The sequence below is a fragment of the Mesorhizobium sp. U510 genome (genome assembly GCF_059180695.1).
The window spans coordinates 2,726,511-2,746,042 of sequence record NZ_CP180532.1; the positions used below are offsets into that span (position 1 = coordinate 2,726,511).

Annotated in this window: 20 protein-coding genes; 17 read left to right on the top strand and 3 right to left on the bottom strand. The window is 63.3% G+C overall.

The window, feature by feature from the left end; all coding sequences use genetic code 11:
- Positions 1 to 104 precede the first annotated feature (104 nt).
- Positions 105 to 776, bottom strand: coding sequence for a GntR family transcriptional regulator (locus ACLGL5_RS14785; protein WP_010914325.1), 672 nt, complete (start codon positions 774 to 776; stop codon positions 105 to 107).
- 181 nt (positions 777 to 957) lie between these two features.
- On the opposite strand from ACLGL5_RS14785, the gene ACLGL5_RS14790 reads away from it, so the two are divergent.
- From ACLGL5_RS14790 to ACLGL5_RS14835, 10 genes are all read left to right on the top strand, one after another.
- Complete coding sequence (locus tag ACLGL5_RS14790; RefSeq protein WP_064986356.1) at positions 958 to 1,794, top strand: 2-(acetamidomethylene)succinate hydrolase; 837 nt, start codon at positions 958 to 960, stop codon at positions 1,792 to 1,794.
- 42 nt (positions 1,795 to 1,836) lie between these two features.
- Complete coding sequence (locus ACLGL5_RS14795) at positions 1,837 to 2,976, top strand: FAD-dependent oxidoreductase (protein ID WP_019860100.1); 1,140 nt, start codon at positions 1,837 to 1,839, stop codon at positions 2,974 to 2,976.
- Between the two features lie 69 nt (positions 2,977 to 3,045).
- Positions 3,046 to 3,636 (top strand): amino acid synthesis family protein, encoded by a 591-nt coding sequence (locus ACLGL5_RS14800; RefSeq protein ID WP_019860099.1) that lies wholly within the window; start codon positions 3,046 to 3,048, stop codon positions 3,634 to 3,636.
- A 30-nt stretch (positions 3,637 to 3,666) separates the two neighbouring features.
- Positions 3,667 to 4,125 carry a YbhB/YbcL family Raf kinase inhibitor-like protein gene (locus ACLGL5_RS14805; protein WP_019860098.1) on the top strand — a complete coding sequence of 153 codons (459 nt, stop codon included), beginning with the start codon at positions 3,667 to 3,669 and terminating at the stop codon, positions 4,123 to 4,125.
- 136 nt (positions 4,126 to 4,261) lie between these two features.
- Positions 4,262 to 4,918 carry a class II aldolase/adducin family protein gene (locus ACLGL5_RS14810; protein ID WP_245307089.1) on the top strand — a complete coding sequence of 219 codons (657 nt, stop codon included), beginning with the start codon at positions 4,262 to 4,264 and terminating at the stop codon, positions 4,916 to 4,918.
- Positions 4,919 to 5,029: 111 nt separating this feature from the next.
- Positions 5,030 to 6,661, top strand: a complete 1,632-nt coding sequence (locus ACLGL5_RS14815; RefSeq protein ID WP_069091393.1) for a GMC family oxidoreductase — start codon at positions 5,030 to 5,032, stop codon at positions 6,659 to 6,661.
- Complete coding sequence (gene fhmpcd1, locus ACLGL5_RS14820; RefSeq protein WP_019860093.1) at positions 6,658 to 7,587, top strand: 5-formyl-3-hydroxy-2-methylpyridine 4-carboxylate 5-dehydrogenase; 930 nt, start codon at positions 6,658 to 6,660, stop codon at positions 7,585 to 7,587. The genes ACLGL5_RS14815 and fhmpcd1 overlap by 4 nt, the downstream gene beginning before the upstream one ends.
- Before the next feature lie 91 nt (positions 7,588 to 7,678).
- Entirely contained in the window at positions 7,679 to 8,509 is an 831-nt protein-coding gene (locus tag ACLGL5_RS14825; protein WP_019860092.1) for an ABC transporter ATP-binding protein, read from the top strand.
- Complete coding sequence (locus tag ACLGL5_RS14830) at positions 8,506 to 9,333, top strand: ABC transporter permease (protein WP_019860091.1); 828 nt, start codon at positions 8,506 to 8,508, stop codon at positions 9,331 to 9,333. The genes ACLGL5_RS14825 and ACLGL5_RS14830 overlap by 4 nt, the downstream gene beginning before the upstream one ends.
- 33 nt (positions 9,334 to 9,366) lie before the next feature.
- A complete protein-coding gene (locus tag ACLGL5_RS14835; RefSeq protein WP_027047191.1) occupies positions 9,367 to 10,377 on the top strand; it encodes an ABC transporter substrate-binding protein in 1,011 nt (336 codons plus the stop codon).
- 37 nt (positions 10,378 to 10,414) lie between these two features.
- On the opposite strand, the gene ACLGL5_RS14840 is transcribed toward ACLGL5_RS14835, so the two are convergent.
- Complete coding sequence (locus tag ACLGL5_RS14840; protein WP_027047190.1) at positions 10,415 to 10,840, bottom strand: hypothetical protein; 426 nt, start codon at positions 10,838 to 10,840, stop codon at positions 10,415 to 10,417.
- 100 nt (positions 10,841 to 10,940) lie between these two features.
- On the opposite strand from ACLGL5_RS14840, the gene ACLGL5_RS14845 reads away from it, so the two are divergent.
- The 7 genes from ACLGL5_RS14845 (at position 10,941) to pldH (ending at position 18,491) form a co-directional block, all read left to right on the top strand.
- Positions 10,941 to 11,969, top strand: coding sequence for a putative B6 ABC transporter substrate-binding protein (locus ACLGL5_RS14845; RefSeq protein ID WP_069091394.1), 1,029 nt, complete (start codon positions 10,941 to 10,943; stop codon positions 11,967 to 11,969).
- A 78-nt stretch (positions 11,970 to 12,047) separates the two neighbouring features.
- Positions 12,048 to 13,616 (top strand): putative B6 ABC transporter ATP-binding protein, encoded by a 1,569-nt coding sequence (locus tag ACLGL5_RS14850; protein ID WP_069093317.1) that lies wholly within the window; start codon positions 12,048 to 12,050, stop codon positions 13,614 to 13,616.
- Positions 13,613 to 14,710, top strand: coding sequence for a putative B6 ABC transporter permease subunit 2 (locus ACLGL5_RS14855; RefSeq protein WP_064986365.1), 1,098 nt, complete (start codon positions 13,613 to 13,615; stop codon positions 14,708 to 14,710). The genes ACLGL5_RS14850 and ACLGL5_RS14855 overlap by 4 nt, the downstream gene beginning before the upstream one ends.
- Before the next feature lie 3 nt (positions 14,711 to 14,713).
- Positions 14,714 to 15,649 (top strand): putative B6 ABC transporter permease subunit 1, encoded by a 936-nt coding sequence (locus tag ACLGL5_RS14860; protein WP_019860085.1) that lies wholly within the window; start codon positions 14,714 to 14,716, stop codon positions 15,647 to 15,649.
- 47 nt (positions 15,650 to 15,696) lie between these two features.
- Positions 15,697 to 16,503, top strand: a complete 807-nt coding sequence (gene pldA / locus ACLGL5_RS14865) for a 4-pyridoxolactonase (RefSeq protein WP_019860084.1) — start codon at positions 15,697 to 15,699, stop codon at positions 16,501 to 16,503.
- Positions 16,504 to 16,528: 25 nt separating this feature from the next.
- A complete protein-coding gene (gene ppaT / locus ACLGL5_RS14870; protein WP_019860083.1) occupies positions 16,529 to 17,707 on the top strand; it encodes a pyridoxamine--pyruvate transaminase in 1,179 nt (392 codons plus the stop codon).
- 37 nt (positions 17,708 to 17,744) lie between these two features.
- Positions 17,745 to 18,491, top strand: coding sequence for a pyridoxal 4-dehydrogenase, SDR-type (gene pldH / locus ACLGL5_RS14875; protein ID WP_064986367.1), 747 nt, complete (start codon positions 17,745 to 17,747; stop codon positions 18,489 to 18,491).
- A 71-nt stretch (positions 18,492 to 18,562) separates the two neighbouring features.
- Here pldH and ACLGL5_RS14880 read toward each other — a convergent pair whose 3' ends face one another.
- Entirely contained in the window at positions 18,563 to 19,525 is a 963-nt protein-coding gene (locus ACLGL5_RS14880; protein WP_069091395.1) for a dihydrodipicolinate synthase family protein, read from the bottom strand.
- Between the last annotated feature and the right edge of the window lie 7 nt (positions 19,526 to 19,532).

Below are 19,532 nucleotides of genomic sequence, written 5' to 3' on the forward strand. Positions count from 1 at the left end.
GACACCGACACGGAGAAGGCCCGCACACGAATCCGCGTTCGGCCGATCCGAAACGTCATGAAGGACTTCGAGTCTTCAGGCGGAACGACAGTCCATCGAAGACCTCAAATCCCGTTGTCCATGGATATCTTCGCTGCCGCTTTCGCCCTCAAGACATGCTGTTTGGAGGCTTTGCGGGCGGCCTTCTCGTCGCCGGCGGCGATGGATTCGAATATCTCCCTCATCTCCGCCAGGCTGCTTTGTGCTCTGCCCTCCAGGGACATCGATCGTCCTCGAAAGAAGCTGATCCTGGCCACCAGACCACGATGGACTTCCTCCAGGATAGGGTTGCCGCAATTCGCCAGTATGATCGAATAGAAATCCGCGGCGGTCATGACCTGCGCCAGGCTGTCATTGCTGGATGCAGCCTCTTCGAATGCAGAAAGCGATTTCTCGAGTTCACGCAACTGTTCCGGGGAAATCCTTAACGCGCATCGTCCTGCTGCCTCGACTTCCAGCAACTCTCGAACCTCGTAGATGGCGGTTGCCACCTCCCACGAAAGCGCCGGTATCGACGGCCCGCGGTTGGGCACGATCTCGATCAGGCGTTCCGCCTCAAGACTGCGCAAAGCCTCCCTCAGCGAGGGGCGGCTGATGCCGAGTTGTGTGCACAGTTGACTTTCGATGAGGCGGCTTCCCGGCTGGAACAAACCGGAGAAGATGGCCAGCCGTAACTTGTCGACGGTTTCCCGTTGCACGGTCCGTGGCGAAATTCGCAAATTCAAATCTGGGGGCATCGGTAACGTCTCATGGCCTTTGAGTCGCAAAACTGAAGCAGCATACGCCACGCCGCGTAAATTTGACAGCAGGATAGCCAGATTGTCAAATATGAAGATTGTCAGACAATCGGCTTGACGTAACCCCGGTCTGTATGATCCTTTTGCAGGAGACGGGCAGCGAGGCGAGGATCCAGGGATCATGGACATGGCGGCAGACATAGCTTCCGACCACTTCATCTCGCGACGCGTCGACATTGGCCGCGTCACCTTGAACGTGCGCGAGAAGGGCAGCGGTCCCTTGATGCTGTTCTTCCACGGCATCACCTCCAACTCCGCCGTCTTCGAACCGTTGATGATCCGGCTTTCGGACCGGTTTACGACGATTGCGGTTGATCAGAGGGGGCATGGCCTCAGCGACAAGCCGGAAACCGGCTACGAGGCGAATGACTACGCGGACGACATCGCCGGCCTGATACGCACGCTCGATCGCGGCCGTGCCATCCTCGTCGGACATTCGCTTGGTGCTCGAAACTCCGTCACGGCCGCGACGAAATACCCGGATCTGGTGCGGTCGGTCGTTGCGATCGACTTTACGCCCTACATCGAGACCGACGCCTTGGACGCCTTGGAAGCGCGCGTGAACGCGGGGAGCCAGCTTTTCGAGGATGTGAAGGCCGTCGAAGCATACCTAGCCGGCCGCTATCCGAACATTCCCGCCGACGCCATCAGGATCAGGGCTGAAAGCGGCTATCAGCCGGTCGACGGCGGATTGCGTCCATTGGCATCGCCCGCGGCCATGGCGCAGACCGCCAAGGGCCTGCGATCGGATCTGGTGCCCGCCTACCGAGACGTGACGAAGCCCGTCCTCATCGTTCGGGGTGAGGCGAGCAAGCTGGTTTCGGCGGCGGCGCTGGCGAAGACAAGCCGACTGCGGCCCGATCTGCCTGTCGTCGTCGTTCCGGGCGCCGACCACTACGTCAACGAGGTATCTCCCGAGATCACGTTGAAAGCCATCACCAACTTCATAGACGCCTGACGGCCAAGCGCCGTCTTCTTGCACGCAGCATCAGGATAGAAAATGGCCAATCTAAACAAAACTCCGGGTAAAACGCGTCGTGCCGAGGTAGCCGGCGGCGGCTTTGCCGGGCTGACAGCCGCCATCGCTCTCAAGCAGAAGGGTTGGGATGTCAGGCTGCACGAAAAGAGCTCGGAACTGCGGGCATTCGGCGCGGGCATCTATCTCTGGCACAATGGCCTTCGCGTGCTCGAAGGGCTGGGCGCCTTGGACGATGTTCTCCAGGGCTCGCACACGCCTCCGACCTACGAGACCTGGATGCACAACAAGTCGGTTTCCAAGGAGACGTTCAACGGTCTCCCCTGGCGCATCATGACCCGCAGCCACCTGCACGATGCCCTGGTCAACCGGGCCCGCGCCTTGGGCGTCGACATCCGCGTCAATTCCGAGGCGGTCGCCGCCGACCCGGAAGGGCGCCTGACCCTCCAGACCGGCGAGGTTCTCGAAGCCGACCTGATCGTTGGCGCCGATGGCGTTGGTTCCAAGGTCAGGGATTCCATCGGCTTCAAACAGGATCGCTGGGTTTCGAAAGATGGCCTCATCCGGCTGATTGTCCCGCGCATGAAGAAAGAGCTCGGTCATGGCGAGTGGGACAATACCATCGACATGTGGAACTTCTGGCCGCGTGTTCAGCGGATTCTCTATTCGCCCTGCAATGAGAATGAGCTCTACCTCGGCTTGATGGCTCCGGCCGCCGATCCTCGTGGATCGAGCGTTCCGATCGATCTCGAAGTCTGGGTCGAGATGTTTCCTTTCCTGGAGCCATGCCTGGTCGAGGCGGCCAAGCTGAAAACCGCCAGGTACGACAAGTACGAAACGACCAAGCTGGATAGCTGGACAAGAGGCAAGGTCGCCCTTGTCGGGGATGCCGCGCATGCCATGTGCCCGGCTCTTGCCCAGGGCGCCGGTTGCGCGATGGTCAACGCCTTCAGCCTGTCGCAGGACCTGGAGGAGGGCGCTTCGGTCGAGGATGCGCTGGTCGCTTGGGAGACGCGCATTCGCCCGATCACCGATCGCTGCCAGGCCCTGTCTGGCGACTATGCGGCGAACCGCTCGCTCTCGAAGGGAAACATGTTCACGCCGGCGGCGCTGGAAGCCGCCCGCTACGACCCGCTGCGCCGTGTCTACTCGTGGCCGCAGTAGCGTCGGGCGAGCAGGTCAAAGAATTAATCGGTGCGTGCGGAAACAGCGCGCGCCTTTCAGGAGATAAAGATGAACTATTCCAGTGAAGTCGAAAGAGATTATGATGTCAGGGGATGGTATTCCTCGGTCCAGGAAAGCCGGCATGACGGTGGCACGCCTGGCGAAACCCTCGTCAAAGTCGCGACTGGCGTTGTCATACGCAATCCCTTCGCCGGAAAGTTCGTCGCCGAACTGTCCGATCTGACCAATCCGAGTGCAGCGATCGGTCATGCGCTCGGCGAGAGGGCGGTGGCGCTGCTCGGCAACAGGCCGGTCGAAAGCTATGGCAAGGGCGGTATCGCGGGTACATCAGGCGAACAGGAACATGTCGTCGCCTGCATCACCACGGTGTTCGGAGATCCGCTGCGCCAGCAGGTGGGGGGCGGCAAGGCCTGGATCTCCTCGGTCAGCAAGGTCGCTGTCGCCGGCACGACCATCGATATCCCGCTTGCCCACAAGGACGAGCTCTACATCCGTTCCCACTACGATGCCGTCACCTTTTGCGTGCCGGATGCCCCGCGCCCGGACGAACTTCTGATCTGCGTCGCCGTCGCATCGGGTCCGCGCGTGCACCAGCGCGTCGGCGGCAAATCCGTCGCCGACCTCAAGGCCGGCGCCTAGCTCGATCGAAGTTACTGAAGGACGAATTCCATGCCCCTGAACATCAAGGACCTCAAGATTACGTCAGCGGATTTCCAGCCGCTCGGGAAAATGCGCGACGAGCATGCCGGCGACAAGGGCAACGTATTGCCCAAGCTTAGGGTCAGCGGCGTCCCGGCAGGGACGAAAGAGCTTGCGGTCATCTGCCACGATCCCGACGCGCCCCTGCCCAATGGCTTCACGCATTGGGTAGTCTACGGCATCGATCCGTCGACGACGGATCTTTCTGGAGCACAGGAAAAGTTCCGCGTGGGACCCAACGGCGCCGGCGGCAAGCAATATTACGGACCCCAGCCGCCCGCTGGCCATGGAGAGCATCACTACTATTTCTGGGTCTATGCCCTGGACACGAAGGTCGACGGGACGCCCACCAGGGAGGAGTTCCTGCAGAAATACGCCGGCAACATCATCGAGCAGAACCGGATCGTCGGCATCTACGAAAACAAGTGAAATCCGCGGCCCTGGCGACCGATAACAACAACAAGAATGGTCGCCATCGCCGCAATGGGAGAATTTGGAAATGACAGACAACAGCCCAGTGCGTCGGAAGGTCTTCGAAGAGCTGGTCACAGCGACCAAGATCCTTTTGAACGAAGGCATCATGGATACGTTCGGGCATATCAGTGCCCGTGACCCCGAGGATCCCGCTAGTTTCTTCCTGGCGCAGAAACTGGCCCCGAGCTTGATCACCGTCGACGACATCCAACGCTTCAATCTGGATGGCGAGACCTCGGACAACCGGCCGTCCTATCTCGAGCGGTACATCCACAGCGAGATCTACAAAACGCGGCCCGACGTTCAGTGTGTACTCCACACCCATTCTCCGGCTGTCCTGCCGTACTGCTTCGTCGACACGCCGCTTCGGCCGGTCACCCACATGGGAGCTTTTATCGGCGAGTCGGTCCCGGTCTACGAGATTCGCGACAAGCACGGCGACGAAACGGATCTCTTCGGCGGCAGCCCAGACGTTTGCGCTGATATCGCCGAGAGTCTCGGCAGCCAGACCGTGGTTCTCATGGCGCGGCATGGCGTCGTCAATGTAGGCAACTCCGTGCGGGAGGTCGTCTTCCGGGCCTTCTATCTCGAGCAGGAAGCAGCAGCGCTCACCGCCGGCTTGAAGATCGGCAATGTCAAATACCTGTCGCCGGGCGAGATCAAGACGGCAGGAAAACTCGTCGGCGCCCAGATCGATCGAGGATGGAACCACTGGTCGCAGCGCCTCAGGAAAGCAGGCCTCGCCTGATGTCCATCAGGCTTTGAACATCAGCTGGGAAGCCTGGTGTCGGCCAGGACTTTCCAGCCTCAATCGCACTAGTTCTCTGGCGCCGGGGCGTCGGACGAAAGCAATGAAACCATGCCGCACGCGGAAAGTTACGATTACATCATCGTTGGAGCCGGATCGGCCGGTTGCGTGCTCGCCAACCGGCTGAGCGCCGATCCGAGATGTTCGGTGCTGCTGCTGGAGGCCGGCGGCTGGGACCGCGATCCGATGATCCACATTCCGCTTGGATGGGGCAAGATCCTGACCGAGCGCCGCCATGACTGGATGTATTTCTGCGAGCCGGAAGACAATGTAGGCGGGCGCAGGGTCGAGTGTGCGCGCGGAAAGGTCATTGGCGGATCATCGTCGACCAACGCCATGGCCTATGTGCGCGGCAATCGCGGGGACTACGATCGTTGGGCGGCGACAGGTCTCAGCGACTGGTCGTACGACAAGGTGCTGCCGTATTTCCGCAAGCAGGAAAGCTGGGAAGGGGGCGAGGACCAGTATCGCGGCGGCGCCGGCCCGGTCAGCACCCAGTTCTGCCGCTACAAGGACACGCTGATCGACGCCTTCGCGCAAGCCAGCGTGCAGGCAGGCTATGCGCAGACGAAGGACTACAATGGCGAGCGGCAGGAAGGGTTCGGCCGCCTCCAGATGACGATTTCGAAAGGTCGGCGCGCCTCGACCGCGTCAGCCTATCTGCGGCCGGTGCTGAAGCGGCCCAATCTGACCGTTCTGACGGAAGCGAACGCAACCAGGATCGTACTGGAGGGTGCGCGCGCAACCGGCGTCATCATCAACCATCGCGGTGGCGAACGTACGGTTCTCGCCCGCAAGGAAGTGCTGCTTGCCGGCGGCGTGATCAACACGCCGCAACTGATGATGCTGTCGGGTATCGGGGCGCAGGATGAGCTTGCCGCGCACGGTATCCAGACGCGGGTCAATCTGCCGGCGGTCGGCAAGAACCTGCAGGATCACGTCTCGGTCATCCTCATGTACCGGCGCCGGGCTCCGGGCGGCCCTTTCCTGCGCAACATGCGTGCCGATCGCATCGGCTTCGATTTCGTCAAGACCTACCTCACGGGACGCGGTTTTTCGGGCGACGTGCCCGGCGGTGTCGTCGCCTTCCTCAAGAGCGGCCCGGCGCGACCATTGCCGGATGTGCAATTGCTCTTCACGGCGGCGCCGCTTGCGGCATGGCCATACTTCAAGCCGTTCAAGGCGCCGTTTGCGGACGGCTTCGCAACGCGCATCGTGGCGACGCAGCCCGAAAGCCGCGGAGCCGTGAAACTGGCCTCGGCCGATCCTTCCGCGGCGCCCCTGATCCACCAGAATTTCCTCGCCTCGCCGAAGGATTGGGAGTCGCTGCGGGCCGGTTTCCGGGTGGCAAGGGATCTGGCCGCGCAGCCCTCCATGCAGCCCTTCATCGAGGCGGAGTTCTTTCCCGGTCCGAAGTGCCAGAGCGACGACGAGATCGACGAGCATATCCGCAAGACCTCCATCACCGTGCATCACCCGGCCGGGACCTGCCGGATGGGGGCCGATGCGGCCTCGGTCGTCGACCCGCAATTGCGGGTTCGCGGCGTCGACCGGCTTAGAGTGGTGGACGCTTCCGTCATGCCCGACCTGGTCTGCGGAAACATCAACGCGGCAGTGATCATGATTGCCGAAAAGGCCGCCGACCTCATCGCGAGCTCAAAAGAAAGCAGGGCAGTGCAATGATCCGAAATATCGCCATCATCGGCCTGGGTACGATGGGGCCGGGCATGGCCGCCCGGCTCGCCAGAGGCGGCCTGCAGGTGGTCGCCTACGATGTTGCCCCGGCAGCGATCGAGCGCGCGCGATCCATGCTGAGCGTGGCCGAGACCGTTCTGGACGCCTTGGGCATCGCGCCACCGTCGGCCGGCGTCGGGACGGTTCGCTTCACCGACGATATCGGCGATGCGATATCCGGCGCCGACCTCGTCATCGAGAACGTTCCTGAAAACATTTCGGTCAAGGCCGATGTCTATCGCACCGTCGACGGCCTGATCGGCCCGGATACGATCGTCGCGTCCGACACGTCGGGTATCCCGATCACCAAGCTGCAGGCGCATATCTCGCATCCCGAGCGGATGGTCGGCATGCACTGGTCGAACCCGCCGCACATCATCCCGATGATCGAGGTGATCGCCGGCGAGAAGACCGCGCCGCAAACCGTGGCGACGATCCGCGACCTCATCCGCTCGATAGGTTTGCTGCCGGTGGTGGTGAAGAAGGATGTTCCAGGCTTCGTCGAAAACCGCGTGCTCTATGCGCTGCTGCGCGAGGCGGTCGACCTCGTCGAGCGAGGCGTCATCGATCCGGAAGATCTCGACACCTGCGTGTCCTGGGGCATCGGCTACAAGATCGCCGTGATCGGGCCGATGGCTCTGCTCGATATGGCGGGGCTGGATATCTACAAGTCCGTCTCGTCCTTCCTCAACGCCGATCTCTCCAATCGCGGCGATGTCGCGCCCATGGTGCTGGAAAAGACCAACGCGTCGAAGTTCGGCATCAAGTCGGGCGAGGGCATGTTCTCCTATACGCCCGAGCAGACCAAGGCGCTGCAAGGCGAAAGGGCGCGCAAACTCGTCGCGGTGCGACGCATCCTGGAAGGCCGGGAGTAGCCAATGGTTTATCGAGCTCACAAAGACAGGCACGCCGTCGGGGACTGGACGGTGCGGTCGAGGCTGACGGCAGTGCATGAGGTGGCAAGCCATGCGCGTTGAGACCATTCGAGCGGCCGGCGGCCGGCCGGCCCATATCCGCCATGACGACCTGATCTCCGCCAAGGGTGTGTCGGTGGTCATGGCCAAGCAGCTGGTTCTGCAGAATATCGATCTTTCGGTGCCGAAGGGGTCGTTTGTGTCCCTTATTGGTCCGTCCGGCTGCGGCAAGAGCACCTTGCTCAAGGTCCTGGCCGGGCTTGTCAATCCGACGAGCGGCAGCGTTTCGATCGCTGGGCTTTCGCCGGTCGAAGCGGCGCGCAAGCGCATGATCGGCCTCGTCTTCCAGGACGCCAATTTGCTTCCCTGGAAGAACGCCGTCGACAACGCATCGATGCTGCTCAGTATCGCCGACAAGTCGCTCTCGCGCGCTGAGTTGCGCGGGCGCGGCCAGGAGATGCTGGAACTGGTGGGGTTGGGCGACAGCGCCCACAAGCGCCCCCATGAATTGTCCGGCGGCATGCGCCAGCGCGTCGCCATCGCGCGGGCCCTGGCGCTCGATCCGGCGGTGCTGCTGATGGACGAGCCGTTCGGCGCGCTCGACGCCATTACCCGCGATGCGATGGGCCAGTCGCTGCTGGAGATCTGGCAGCGCACCGGCAAGACCATCGTGCTCGTCACCCATTCGATAGATGAGGCCATTCACCTGTCGCGCCATGTCCACGTGCTGGGGATCAAGCCTGGGCGGATCACCGAAAGCCTCGACATTGGTCTGCCCTATCCGCGCGACCTGACGGTCACCGAGGATCCGGAGTTCGTCAGGCTCGTGGTTCAACTGCGCACCATGCTGCGCGCCAGCCATCAACCGGGAGACGCATCATGAGCGATCAACCCGTCACCAATTTCTCCGAGTCGAGGCCCGAGTCGCGGTTTGCCTCAAGCTGGGGCGCAGCGACCGGCAGCTGGCTTCCCGCGGTCATCCTTCTACTGGCGACGATCGTGGTGTGGGAAGCCGTGGTGCGGATTTTCGCGATATCCGCCTTCATCATTCCCGCTCCGTCCGAGATCGCGCAATCGCTGGTCGCGCAATGGGGAACGCTGATGCAGGCGACGCTGGTGACGGCGGGCGAGATCCTGTTCGGATTCCTTGTCTCTGTCGTGGTCGGCATTGCCATCGCCTTGGTCATCGTACGCTTCGACTGGCTGGGGCGAGCGCTCTATCCGCTGGTGGTGCTGTTCCAGAATGTGCCCAAGGTGGCGCTGGCACCGATCTTCATCCTCTGGTTCGGCTATGGGCTCGCGCCCAAGATCGGCCTGATCCTGGTCATCGCCTTCTTCCCGGTGACCTTGTCGATGCTGGCGGGAATGCAGTCGGTCGATCGTTCGCTGCTGTCGCTGATGAATTCGGTCGGCGCCAGCCGCACGCAGATCCTGTTCAGGATCCGCGTTCCGCATTCGCTGCCCAACCTGATGGCCGGCACCAAGATCGCCGCGACGCTCAGCGTCATCGGCGCCATCGTCGGCGAATTCGCCGGCGCCTCGGACGGGCTCGGCTACGTCATCCAGTTCGCCTCGACCCAGCTCGATACCGCGCTGGTCTTCGCTGCCCTGCTCCTCGTTTCGGTGCTGGGCATCGCCTTCTACTACGCGGCCGAAATTCTCGAACGCATCGTGGTGCCATGGGCGCCGAAATTCAGCCAGTCCTAGGTCCGCTCTCAACAAACGAAAAAGGGAACAAAAATGCTCAGACGCTCACTCATCAAGGCAGCCGCGCTTGCGGCGTGTGTCGGGACACTCGGCTTCTCCAGCGTGGCCCTGGCGGCCGACAAGGTCAACGTCCAGCTCGACTGGGTGGTGCGCGGCAACCACGCCATGTTCTTCGTCGGCAAGGAGAAAGGCTTCTTCGCCAAGAACGACATCGACGTCGCCGAGATCCGCAAGGGGTCGGGCTCGCCGGACGCCATGCGGCTGGTGGGCAATGAGAACGCGGATTTCGGTTTCGGCGATCTTCCCACGCTCGCCGTCGCGCGGTCGCAGAATGTTCCCGTCGTGGCGCTGGCGGCCGTCAACCAGCACTCGCCCCTGGCGATCATCTCGCTGGCGAAGACGATGAAGCTCACCAAGCCGGCGGATCTGAAGGGTCTCACCATCGGCATTCATCCGGCCGGTTCGACCTACATCTTCTTCAAGGGCTTCCTGGCGGCCAATGGCCTGACCGAGAAGGACATGACGCTGAACAGCGTCTCGCCGCCCTATGAAAGCTACCTGCTTCTGGGACGGGTCCAGACGGTGGTCGGCTATGTCGACGCCGAGGTTCCCGAGCTTGAGGCCAAGGCCGGCGGTCCCGGCTCGCTCAGCATCATGATGGGTTCTGACCATGGCTGGAAGGCCTATGGCTCAGGTCTGTTCACCTCGCAGAAGATGATCAAGGACAAGCCCGAAATCGTCGCCCGCTTCGTCAAGGCGTACAGGGAGGCCTTCGACTATGTCGTGGCACACCCCGAAGAGGCAGCTGAGATCACCGCCAAGGCCGCACCCGGCTACGCCGACAAGAAAGACGTGCTTCTGGCGCAGATCAACGCCGACATCGCGTCGACCTTCACCAGCCCGGACACCAAGGAACACGGCCTCGGCTGGATGACGAAGACGCAGTGGGAAGAAACGTTGAAGACGCTCACCGATCAGGGCGTGCTCAAGGCGGCCCTGTCGGCGGACGACGTCTTCACCGACAAATTCCTGGCCAAGGAGTAGGCCGCGCTATGTCGCGGGCCAACGGATCGATGAGCGCCTACCGGCACGCCAGCGTGTCCCGCTCCACGCCGCAGGACACGGCGCGCGCTCCCTTGGCCGCGTCGTTGCGGTCAAGCGTGATCTGCACCCGTGTGGCATATGCGCGGCCCGACAGGCCGCACCACAGCCGCTCGACCGGCAGGTTCTCGCGCTTGTCGTTGAGGATCGTGAACGTGCCGGTCTTGGCGTCGAACCAGAGCTCGACGCGGGCGCTCTTGCCCGGCTCGACCGTCGCGATCCCGGCCGAATACCAGTGGGCGAAGTCGGCATTGCAGGACAGCCCTTCCTTGCTCGCATTCGAAATCGTCAACGGCACCATGTCGAGCCCGTCGGTGCCCTTGCGGACGATGACATGGTGCAACTCGACCGCGTTGGCGAAGGATGTGAACGCCAGCGCGACAGGGAGAACATAACGAATCTTCACTTTGCCTGAACTCCAATGGTAAACTTTATCAGGCAGTCTACCTCGCTTCTGCGCAATAACAATAAGAATATTGGTTGGCAAAATCAACAGAGAGGGTAACATGTTAAAGATTCTTAAGAGCAGTGTAAGTGCAGTTATACTGAGCGGCATCTTGATAGGTGGCGCGCTTGCTGGCGAAGTCAAGTCGATCGCCATCCTGACACCCGAAGAAGGCACTGATTACGGCTGGAACCAGCAAGGCATCGACGCCGCCAAGGCGGCTGGCAAGGCCGCCGGCGTCGAAGTGGTCGTGGCCCAGGGCCTCGGCTATGGCGACGTTCGTCCGACCCTGCGGGAACTTGCGTCAGACGGTGCCAGCCTGCTGATCGCCCACGCCAGCGGCTACAACACCTCGGCGCCTGAAATCGCCAAGGAGTTGAAGGTTCCGGTGGCGATCGTCGACACGCCGAACGGCCTGGAGAAGGGCCTCGTCGCCGACTACACGCTGAGTGGCCACCAGGGCGCCTATCTCGCCGGCCGTCTCGCCGCCAAGATGTCGCGCTCCAAGTCGGTCGGCATCGTCGTCTCGGGCGAACCGCCATCATGGAATTCGCAGTCGGCGGCGTTCGCGCAAGGCGTGAAGGCGGAAAACCCGGACGTCAAGATCACCTATGCGGTGATCGGACCGGCCGCCTACAGCGATGCGGCCGGCGGCAAGCGGGTCACCGAAAGCGTGATCGCGTCGGGCGCCGACATCATCTTCGGCCAGGGCAACGGTTCGAGCTTCGGCATGCTGCAGGCGGTCGAGACGACCAAGGCAGCAGATGGCGGCAAGGTCTATTTCATCGACGTCATCGGTGACAAATCGCCGATCGACAAGGGCTTCCTGCTGTCGTCGGTGGTGTGGAACATCGAGCCGGTCTATGCGGCGATGATCGCCGACATCAAGGCCGACACGTTCGGCACCAAGCACTATACGATCGGCCTCAAGGACGACTCGGTGAAGCTGCTGAAAACCGCCGCCATTCCGGACAATGTCTGGGCGGAAATCCAGACGCTGCGCGAAGACGTCATTTCGGGCAAGATCAAGGTCGATCCGGTCTATGACGCGGCCGCCGTAAGGGCGCTGATGACCAGCGTCGCCCAGTAAGGCGATCACGGGTTAGCTGCCGGAGGGGTGATCCGTTCGCCTCTCCGGCCGATTACCATTTTCTTGGTGCAGGCTTTCATGAGCGGTTCTTTTTCATCGTCCGTTGCCGGCCGCGACATCGTCGCGCTTGAGGGCGTGACCAAGCGGTTTCCCGGCATTGTCGCCAATGACAGCGTCGACCTGTCGATCCGTCCCGGCGAGGTGCATGTGCTGCTCGGCGAGAACGGCGCGGGAAAATCGACGTTGATCGGCATGCTGTCTGGCCTGCAGCAGCCGGACGAAGGGCGCATATTGGTCGACGGCAAGCCAACGCCGATCACCTCGCCGCGCCATGCGCTGGCGCTGGGCATCGGCACTGTCTTCCAGCACATGATGCTGGTGCCGACGCTGACGGTGGCGGAAAACCTGTTGCTTGGCGGACCCTGGTGGCAACGCCCCAGGACCGAGGAGCTTGAGGCGCGCGTCGCCGAGATCACCCGCCGTCTCGGCATCACGGTGAAGCTGCATGCCAAGGTGTCGGAGCTTTCGCTCGGCGAGCAGCAGCAGGTCGAAATCCTGCGCGCCATGGTGCGCAACAGCCGGCTGCTGATCCTGGACGAGTCCACCTCCATGCTGACGCCGAAAGGCATCGAAGAACTGGGCGCACTGATGCGCCGCCTTGTCGAGCAGGGTCTGGCCATCGTCTTCATCACCCACAAGCTCAAGGAGGCGGCGGCCTTCGGCGACCGCATCTCGGTGCTGAAGCTCGGCCGCAAGGTCGGCGAGATCCCACCCGAGCGGTTTCGTGCGCTGGGCGAGCAGGCGATCATCTCGGAGATCGTGGAATTGATGTTCGGCAAGCAGAAGGACGATCCGGAAGCCGTCGAGCGTCCGGTCCGTACAGTCCAGGCCGAAGCGGCGCCGCTGCTCCAGGTCGCGGATCTGGCGGTCGCGCCGACGGACAATGCGCCCGGCCTGTCGTCGATCTCCTTCGACGTCCGCCCGGGCGAGATCCTCGGCATCGCCGGCATCGACGGCAACGGTCAGAAGCAGCTTGCCGAAGCGCTGGCCGGCCAGCGCGCCGCGACAGGCGGTTCGGTGCGGCTGGAGGGCGTCGCCATCGAGGCGCTGAGCGTCGGCGAACGCCGCCGGCGCGGTCTGCGCTACCTGACCGACGACCGGCTCGGCGAAGGCACTGTCGGCACCTTCCCGGTCTCGATCAACTTTTTCCTCAAGCAGGTCGGCGCTGCCCCGTTCTGGCGCCACGGCGTCGAGCAGCGTGGCGAGATTGACGAGCGCGCCGCCCAGCTCGTGCGCGAATACGACGTGCGCACGCCAAGCCTGAAGACGCCGGTCGCCCGGCTGTCGGGCGGCAACATCCAGAAAGTGCTTCTGGCACGCGAACTGGCAGAGGGCGCCAAGGTGGTGATCTTCAACAAGCCGACCTATGGACTCGATCTCGCCAATACTTTGGCATCGCGCCAGCGCATCCGCGATACGGCGGCCCGCGGCCTTGCCGTGCTGCTCATTTCCACCGACCTCGAGGAGTTGCTTGCTATGTGCGACCGCGTCGCCGTCATCGCCAACGGAGCGCTCGTCGGCACGGTCGAGAACACCGACGATGCCCGCACCAGGATCGGCCGCCTGATGATCGGACTTGCCGCATGAGCATCGACACCGCCCCCACGGCCAGTGCCACCGCGCTCGATGCCACGAGCGGGACGGCGACGCGCCGCGACATCCTGCATCGGCTGCTGATGACGCTCGGCCCGATCCTCATCGCCCTCATCATAGCCGGCTGCATCCTGCTTGCCGTCGGCGTCGACCCGCTCGCCTATTACGGTTTCGTGCTGGAGAAAGGACTGTTCTCCCCGCTCGGTATCCAGCAGACGCTGACGCGGATGGCTCCGCTGCTGTTTCTTGCCGCCGGCCTCATCGTCGCCTTTCGCGCGGGCATGTGGAATCTCGGTGGCGACGGCCAGTTCCTGCTTGGCGCGGTGACGGCGGCGGCCAGCGCGCCCGTACTCGTTCAGATCATGCCATCCTGGCTGGCGCTGACCTTTTCGTTCCTCATCGCCATGGCGGTGGCGATGATCTGGTCGCTGATCCCAGCTCTGCTGCGTGCCTATCAGGGCGTCAACGAGATCATCACCACGCTGATGATGACGTTCCTGGGCACCTCGCTCGCAAATGTGCTGGTCAAGCTCATGTTTCGCGACCCCAGCACGACCGTGCCGCAGACGCGTACGCTGCCGGTGGAAGACAGGCTGCCGCGCCTGTTCGAAACGACCATCACCAGCGGCCTGCTGCTCGGCCTGGCGGCAATCATCATCGTGCATCTGGTGATGACGCGCACGGCGTTCGGGCTGAAATTGCGGATCGTCGGCGCCAATCCGCGCGCCGCGGTCCACGCGGGGCTCGGCGTGTCTGGCCTGACCGTCACCGTCTTCGCCATTTCGGCCGGGCTGGCCGGCCTTGCCGGCGCTGTCGACATCATCGGCGTCCAGGGCAATGTCCGCGCCGACTGGAATCCCGCTTACGGGCTTGCCGTCATTCCAGCCGTGTTCCTCGCCCGCATGAACGGCTTTGCTGCTATCGGTTTCGTGTTCCTGCTTTCGGTGCTGTCGATCGGCGGCGAAAGCGCGGCGCGGCGGCTTGGCGTGCCCAACCATTTCACGCTGGTGCTGGTCTCCATCGTGCTGATCGTGCTCGCGCTCGCCGAATATGTCGACCATCGCTACAACCAGTCGAGAAAGGCTTAGGGCATGACCGGGCTCTTCAGCGAAGTCTTTCTCAGCGCGCTGCTGTTCGGCGCCGTCACCGCCGCCATCCCGCTGCTGCTGGCCGGCCTCGGCGAGCAGATGTCGGAAAAAGCCGGCGTGCTCAACATCGGCATCGAAGGCATGATGCTGGCCGGCGCCTATCTCGGCTTTGTCGGCGCCTTCTATTCCGGGTCGCTGTGGCTGGGGTTCCTTACCGGTGCCGCCGGCGGTGTCGCCGTGGCGATGATCATGGCGCTGCTGTGCGTGCGCATCGGGCTGAACCAGATCGTCATCGGCATCGCGTTGACGCTCGGTCTCGAAGGTCTGACGGCGCTGCTTCATCATTTCCAGTTCTCGCGCAGCTATCCCCGCCTGCCGGCGGCGGACGCCACCATCATTCCGCTGCTGTCGGATATTCCTGTCATCGGACCCGCCTTCTTCAAACATCATCTGATCGTCTATCTGGCGGTCGCGCTGGTGTTCGGCATGGGCTACCTCTATCGGCGCACGCAGCTCGGCCTCAATCTGCAGGCAGCGGGCGACAAGCCGGCAGCACTCGACGTCGCCGGCATCGACGTCATCAGGACCCGGACCATCGCGGTGCTGACGACCGGTGCGCTGGCCGGGCTCGGCGGCGCCTATCTCGCCAATGTCGGTGCGGGCCTGTTCATTCCGTTCATCACCAATGGCGCCGGCTTTCTCGGCATCGTGCTGGCCATGCTGGCGCGCGGCCGTCCGGTCTGGGTGCTGTTCGGCGCCCTGCTGTTCGGCGTCTGCCTGTCGCTGACAACGGCTATGCAGGTGGCGGGCATCAACATACCGACCGACGTCATCCAGATGCTGCCGTTCCTGGCGGTGATGATCATGCTGGTGCTGTTTGGCCGGCGTGCCAGCCTGCCGGCGGCACTAGGCATTCCATACGAGCGCGGCGCGCGCTGACCACAATCAGATGCGCGGAAGGGACCCGCGCCAAACAGGAGGCAAGAATGTCGGATACCAAAGTCTACCTGCTCGACGGCGGCTCGCTCGTTCTCGACGGCTACCACGTGTTCTGGAACCGAGGCCCTGGCGGCGAAGTGCGCTTCCCCGTCTATTCGATTCTGATCGAGCATGCCGAGGGCCGGTTCCTGATCGACACCGGCTACGACTACGATCACGTCATGAAGGTGCTGCCCTTCGAGAAGCCGATCCAGGAAAAGCACCAGACCATCCCCGGCGCGCTTGCGCTGCTCGGCCTCGAGCCGAAGGATATCGACGTCGTCGTCAACTCGCATTTCCATTTCGACCATTGCGGCGGCAACAAGTATTTTCCGCATGCCAAGAAGATCTGCCATCGCTCGGAGGTGCCGCAGGCCTGCAATCCGCAGCCTTTCGAACATCTCGGCTATTCGGACCTCAGCTTCTCGGCGGAGGCCGCCGAAGCGCGAGGCGCGACGGCGCAACTGCTGGAAGGCACGACCCGCGCCAACTCGACCTTCGAGGGCATCGACGGCGACGTCGATCTCGCCAAGGGCGTCAAGCTGATCTCGACGCCCGGCCATTCGATCGGCCACTACAGCCTGCTGGTCGAGTTCCCCAAGCGCAAGCCGATCATGTTCACCATCGACGCCGCCTACACCCAGAAGAGCCTGGAGACGCTGTGCCAGGCTGCCTTCCACATCGACCCGGTGGCAGGCGTCAATTCGATGCGCAAGGTGAAGAAGCTCGCCGAGGACCATGGCGCCGAGCTGATGTACTCGCACGACATGGAAAACTTCAAGACCTACAGGACCGGCACGCAATTCTACGGCTGACCGCCGCCAATCCGGAGACAACACCATGCGCTATTCCGATCATGCCGATCCGGTCATCACCCTGACCGCGGGTCCGGTAAACGCCTATCCAGAAGTGCTGCGCGGCCTCGGCCGCACGGTGCTCTACGACTACGATCCTGCGTTCCAGCTCTTCTACGAGGGTGTGGTCGACAAGGCGCAGAAGGCGATGCGGCTGTCGAACAAGCCGGTCATCCTGCATGGCGAACCGGTGCTCGGCCTCGAAGCGGCGGCGGCGTCGCTGATCGCGCCCGACGATGTCGTGCTCAATCTTGCCTCGGGCGTCTACGGCAAGGGCTTTGGCTACTGGGCGAAGCGGTACTCGCCGCATCTGCTCGAGATTGAAGTGCCCTACAATGAGGCTATCGATCCGCAGGCGGTCGCCGACATGCTCAAGGCGCATCCGGAGATCACCATCGTGTCGGTCTGTCATCACGACACGCCGTCGGGCACCATCAACCCGATCGACGCCATCGGCGCGCTGGTTTCGGCACATGGCGGCTATCTCATCGTCGACGCGGTCTCGTCCTTTGGCGGCATGAAGACGCATCCCGAGGATTGCAAGGCCGATATCTATGTCACCGGCCCCAACAAATGCCTGGGTGCCCCTCCCGGCCTCACAATGATGGGCGTCAGCGAGCGGGCCTGGGGCAAGATGAAGGCCAATCCCCTGGCGCCGCGCGCATCGATGCTGAGCATTGTCGACTGGGAAACTGCCTGGTCGAGGGACAAGCCGTTTCCGTTCACGCCGTCGGTCTCGGAGATCAACGGGCTCGACGTCGCGCTCGACCTCTATCTCAATGAGGGGCCTGAGGCTGTATGGGCGCGCCACGCGCTCACCGCCAAGGCCATGCGCGCGGGCGTCACCGCGATGGGCCTATCGATCTGGGCGGCCAGCGACAGCATCGCGTCGCCGACCACCACCGCCGTCCGCACCCCCGATGGTGTCGACGAGACGGCGCTTCGCCAGGCCGCGCGCGCCCGCTACGGCGTGGTGTTTTCGTCGGGCCGCGGCGAGACATTGGGGAAGCTGACGCGGATCGGCCATATGGGGCCGACGGCGCAGCCGATCTATGCGATCGCGGCGCTGACGGCACTTGGCGGCGCCGTGAACGCGGCTGGCCAGAAACTCGCGATCGGCAAAGGCATCGAGGCGGCGCTGGCTGTTATCGACGCCGACGCCTGAACAGACATCAACAGATACGGATTGAGGGAGCATTTTCATGACTGAACGGCTTGCGGGAAAGACGGCCCTGGTTACCGGCGCCGCACAGGGTATTGGCAAGGCGATCGCCGCGCGGCTTGCCGCCGACGGGGCAACCGTCATCCTCAGCGACATCAACGCCGAAGGCGCCAAGGCTGCCGCCGTGTCGATCGGCGGGAAGGCGAGGGCGATCGCCGCCGACATTTCCGATCCGGCCTCGGTCAAGGCACTCTTCGCCGAAATCCAGGCACTGACCGGAGGCGTCGATATCCTGGTCAACAATGCCAGCATCGTGCCGTTCGTCGCCTGGGACGACGTCGATCTCGACCATTGGCGCAAGATCATCGACGTCAATCTGACAGGGACCTTCATCGTCACCCGCGCGGGTACGGACCAGATGCGCGCGGCTGGCAAGGCCGGGCGGGTGATCAGCATCGCCTCCAACACCTTCTTTGCCGGCACGCCGAACATGGCGGCCTATGTCGCGGCCAAGGGCGGCGTCATCGGCTTCACCCGGGCGCTCGCCACCGAACTCGGCAAATACAACATCACGGCGAACGCGGTGACGCCTGGCCTGATCGAGAGCGACGGCGTCAAGGCGAGCCCGCACAACGAGGCGTTCGGCTTTGTCGAAATGCTGCAGGCGATGAAGGGCAAGGGGCAGCCGGAACATATCGCCGACGTGGTTTCGTTCCTGGCCTCCGACGATGCGCGCTGGATCACCGGCCAGACGCTGAATGTCGACGCCGGGATGGTCAGGCACTAAGTCAGACAGCGGCTGCTCAGCCCCGCAATGCAAAGGCGGCCGTACTATGGCCGCCTGTCGCGCCTGCCGGGTCAGGCTGCGGACCTTGCGATCACGCCGGGTTGCCTCGACCACTGGGCATACCAGCTGTCGAACAATTTGAGCTGCGCCTCGGCATAGCCGCGCTGGCTGTCGGTGAGGGCATCCGTCTCATTGAAGTGCAGCAGGTACTCGGGATTACCCTTCAGCACCATCATGTGCTTGAAATAGAGCACCAGGTCGGGGCCTTCGTCGAAGGAGGACAGCACGGCGAGCGCGGCGTCCAGTTCCAGCGCGCGCTGGCGGGCCTCGGCGTCGCCCTTGGCCGCCGCCTGGCTCAAGCCCACAAGGTGCAGCACCTCCTTCGGCAGGACGTTGCCGATGCCGGTGATGGCGCCGGACGCGCCGCAATTGACGAAACCGTGGAAGACGGCGGTGTCGACGCCGATCATCAGCGCGACCTCATCGTCGCGGCTGGTGATATTTTCCGCCGCGTAGCGCAGATCCGACGGGCCGCCGAACTCCTTGAAGCCGACGAGGTTCGGATGTTCGGCGCGAAGGGCGAAGAACAGGTCCGCACGTGTGGCAAAGCCGTAATAGGGGCTGTTGTAGATGACCGCCGGCAGATCAGGCGCGGCGGCAAGAATTGCCTTGAAGTGATGGCGCTGCGCCGTCACCGAAGGCCCGCGCGACAAAACACGCGGGATCACCATCAGGCCCCGGGCGCCGACCTTCTGGGCGTGCGCCGCGTGCGCCACGGCCTTGGCGGTGTTGACCGCGCCGGTGCCGACGATCACCGGCACGCCGGCCTTCACCAGGCGCTCGACGCCTTCCATGCGCTGCTCGTCGGTCAGGAGCGGCCAGTCTCCCATCGAGCCGCAATAGACGACGGCCGACATGCCGGCCGCGATCAGCGCGCGTCCCTTGCGCACCAGCGCGTCGAAGTCGGGCTGGCGGTCCTGCGTGCACGGGGTCATCAACGCCGGCATGCAGCCGGAAAAAACATTAGAGGTCATTTCGGAT

Bases quoted from the DNA above. Each gene is read 5' to 3' on its own strand.
- ACLGL5_RS14785 (WP_010914325.1), bottom strand. From the start codon at position 776: ATGCCCCCAGATTTGAATTTGCGAATTTCGCCACGGACCGTGCAACGG.
- ACLGL5_RS14790 (WP_064986356.1), top strand. From the start codon at position 958: ATGGACATGGCGGCAGACATAGCTTCCGACCACTTCATCTCGCGACGC.
- ACLGL5_RS14795 (WP_019860100.1), top strand. From the start codon at position 1,837: ATGGCCAATCTAAACAAAACTCCGGGTAAAACGCGTCGTGCCGAGGTA.
- ACLGL5_RS14800 (WP_019860099.1), top strand. From the start codon at position 3,046: ATGAACTATTCCAGTGAAGTCGAAAGAGATTATGATGTCAGGGGATGG.
- ACLGL5_RS14805 (WP_019860098.1), top strand. From the start codon at position 3,667: ATGCCCCTGAACATCAAGGACCTCAAGATTACGTCAGCGGATTTCCAG.
- ACLGL5_RS14815 (WP_069091393.1), top strand. From the start codon at position 5,030: ATGCCGCACGCGGAAAGTTACGATTACATCATCGTTGGAGCCGGATCG.
- fhmpcd1 (WP_019860093.1), top strand. From the start codon at position 6,658: ATGATCCGAAATATCGCCATCATCGGCCTGGGTACGATGGGGCCGGGC.
- ACLGL5_RS14825 (WP_019860092.1), top strand. From the start codon at position 7,679: ATGCGCGTTGAGACCATTCGAGCGGCCGGCGGCCGGCCGGCCCATATC.
- ACLGL5_RS14830 (WP_019860091.1), top strand. From the start codon at position 8,506: ATGAGCGATCAACCCGTCACCAATTTCTCCGAGTCGAGGCCCGAGTCG.
- ACLGL5_RS14835 (WP_027047191.1), top strand. From the start codon at position 9,367: ATGCTCAGACGCTCACTCATCAAGGCAGCCGCGCTTGCGGCGTGTGTC.
- ACLGL5_RS14845 (WP_069091394.1), top strand. From the start codon at position 10,941: ATGTTAAAGATTCTTAAGAGCAGTGTAAGTGCAGTTATACTGAGCGGC.
- ACLGL5_RS14850 (WP_069093317.1), top strand. From the start codon at position 12,048: ATGAGCGGTTCTTTTTCATCGTCCGTTGCCGGCCGCGACATCGTCGCG.
- ACLGL5_RS14855 (WP_064986365.1), top strand. From the start codon at position 13,613: ATGAGCATCGACACCGCCCCCACGGCCAGTGCCACCGCGCTCGATGCC.
- ACLGL5_RS14860 (WP_019860085.1), top strand. From the start codon at position 14,714: ATGACCGGGCTCTTCAGCGAAGTCTTTCTCAGCGCGCTGCTGTTCGGC.
- pldA (WP_019860084.1), top strand. From the start codon at position 15,697: ATGTCGGATACCAAAGTCTACCTGCTCGACGGCGGCTCGCTCGTTCTC.
- ppaT (WP_019860083.1), top strand. From the start codon at position 16,529: ATGCGCTATTCCGATCATGCCGATCCGGTCATCACCCTGACCGCGGGT.
- pldH (WP_064986367.1), top strand. From the start codon at position 17,745: ATGACTGAACGGCTTGCGGGAAAGACGGCCCTGGTTACCGGCGCCGCA.
- ACLGL5_RS14880 (WP_069091395.1), bottom strand. From the start codon at position 19,525: ATGACCTCTAATGTTTTTTCCGGCTGCATGCCGGCGTTGATGACCCCG.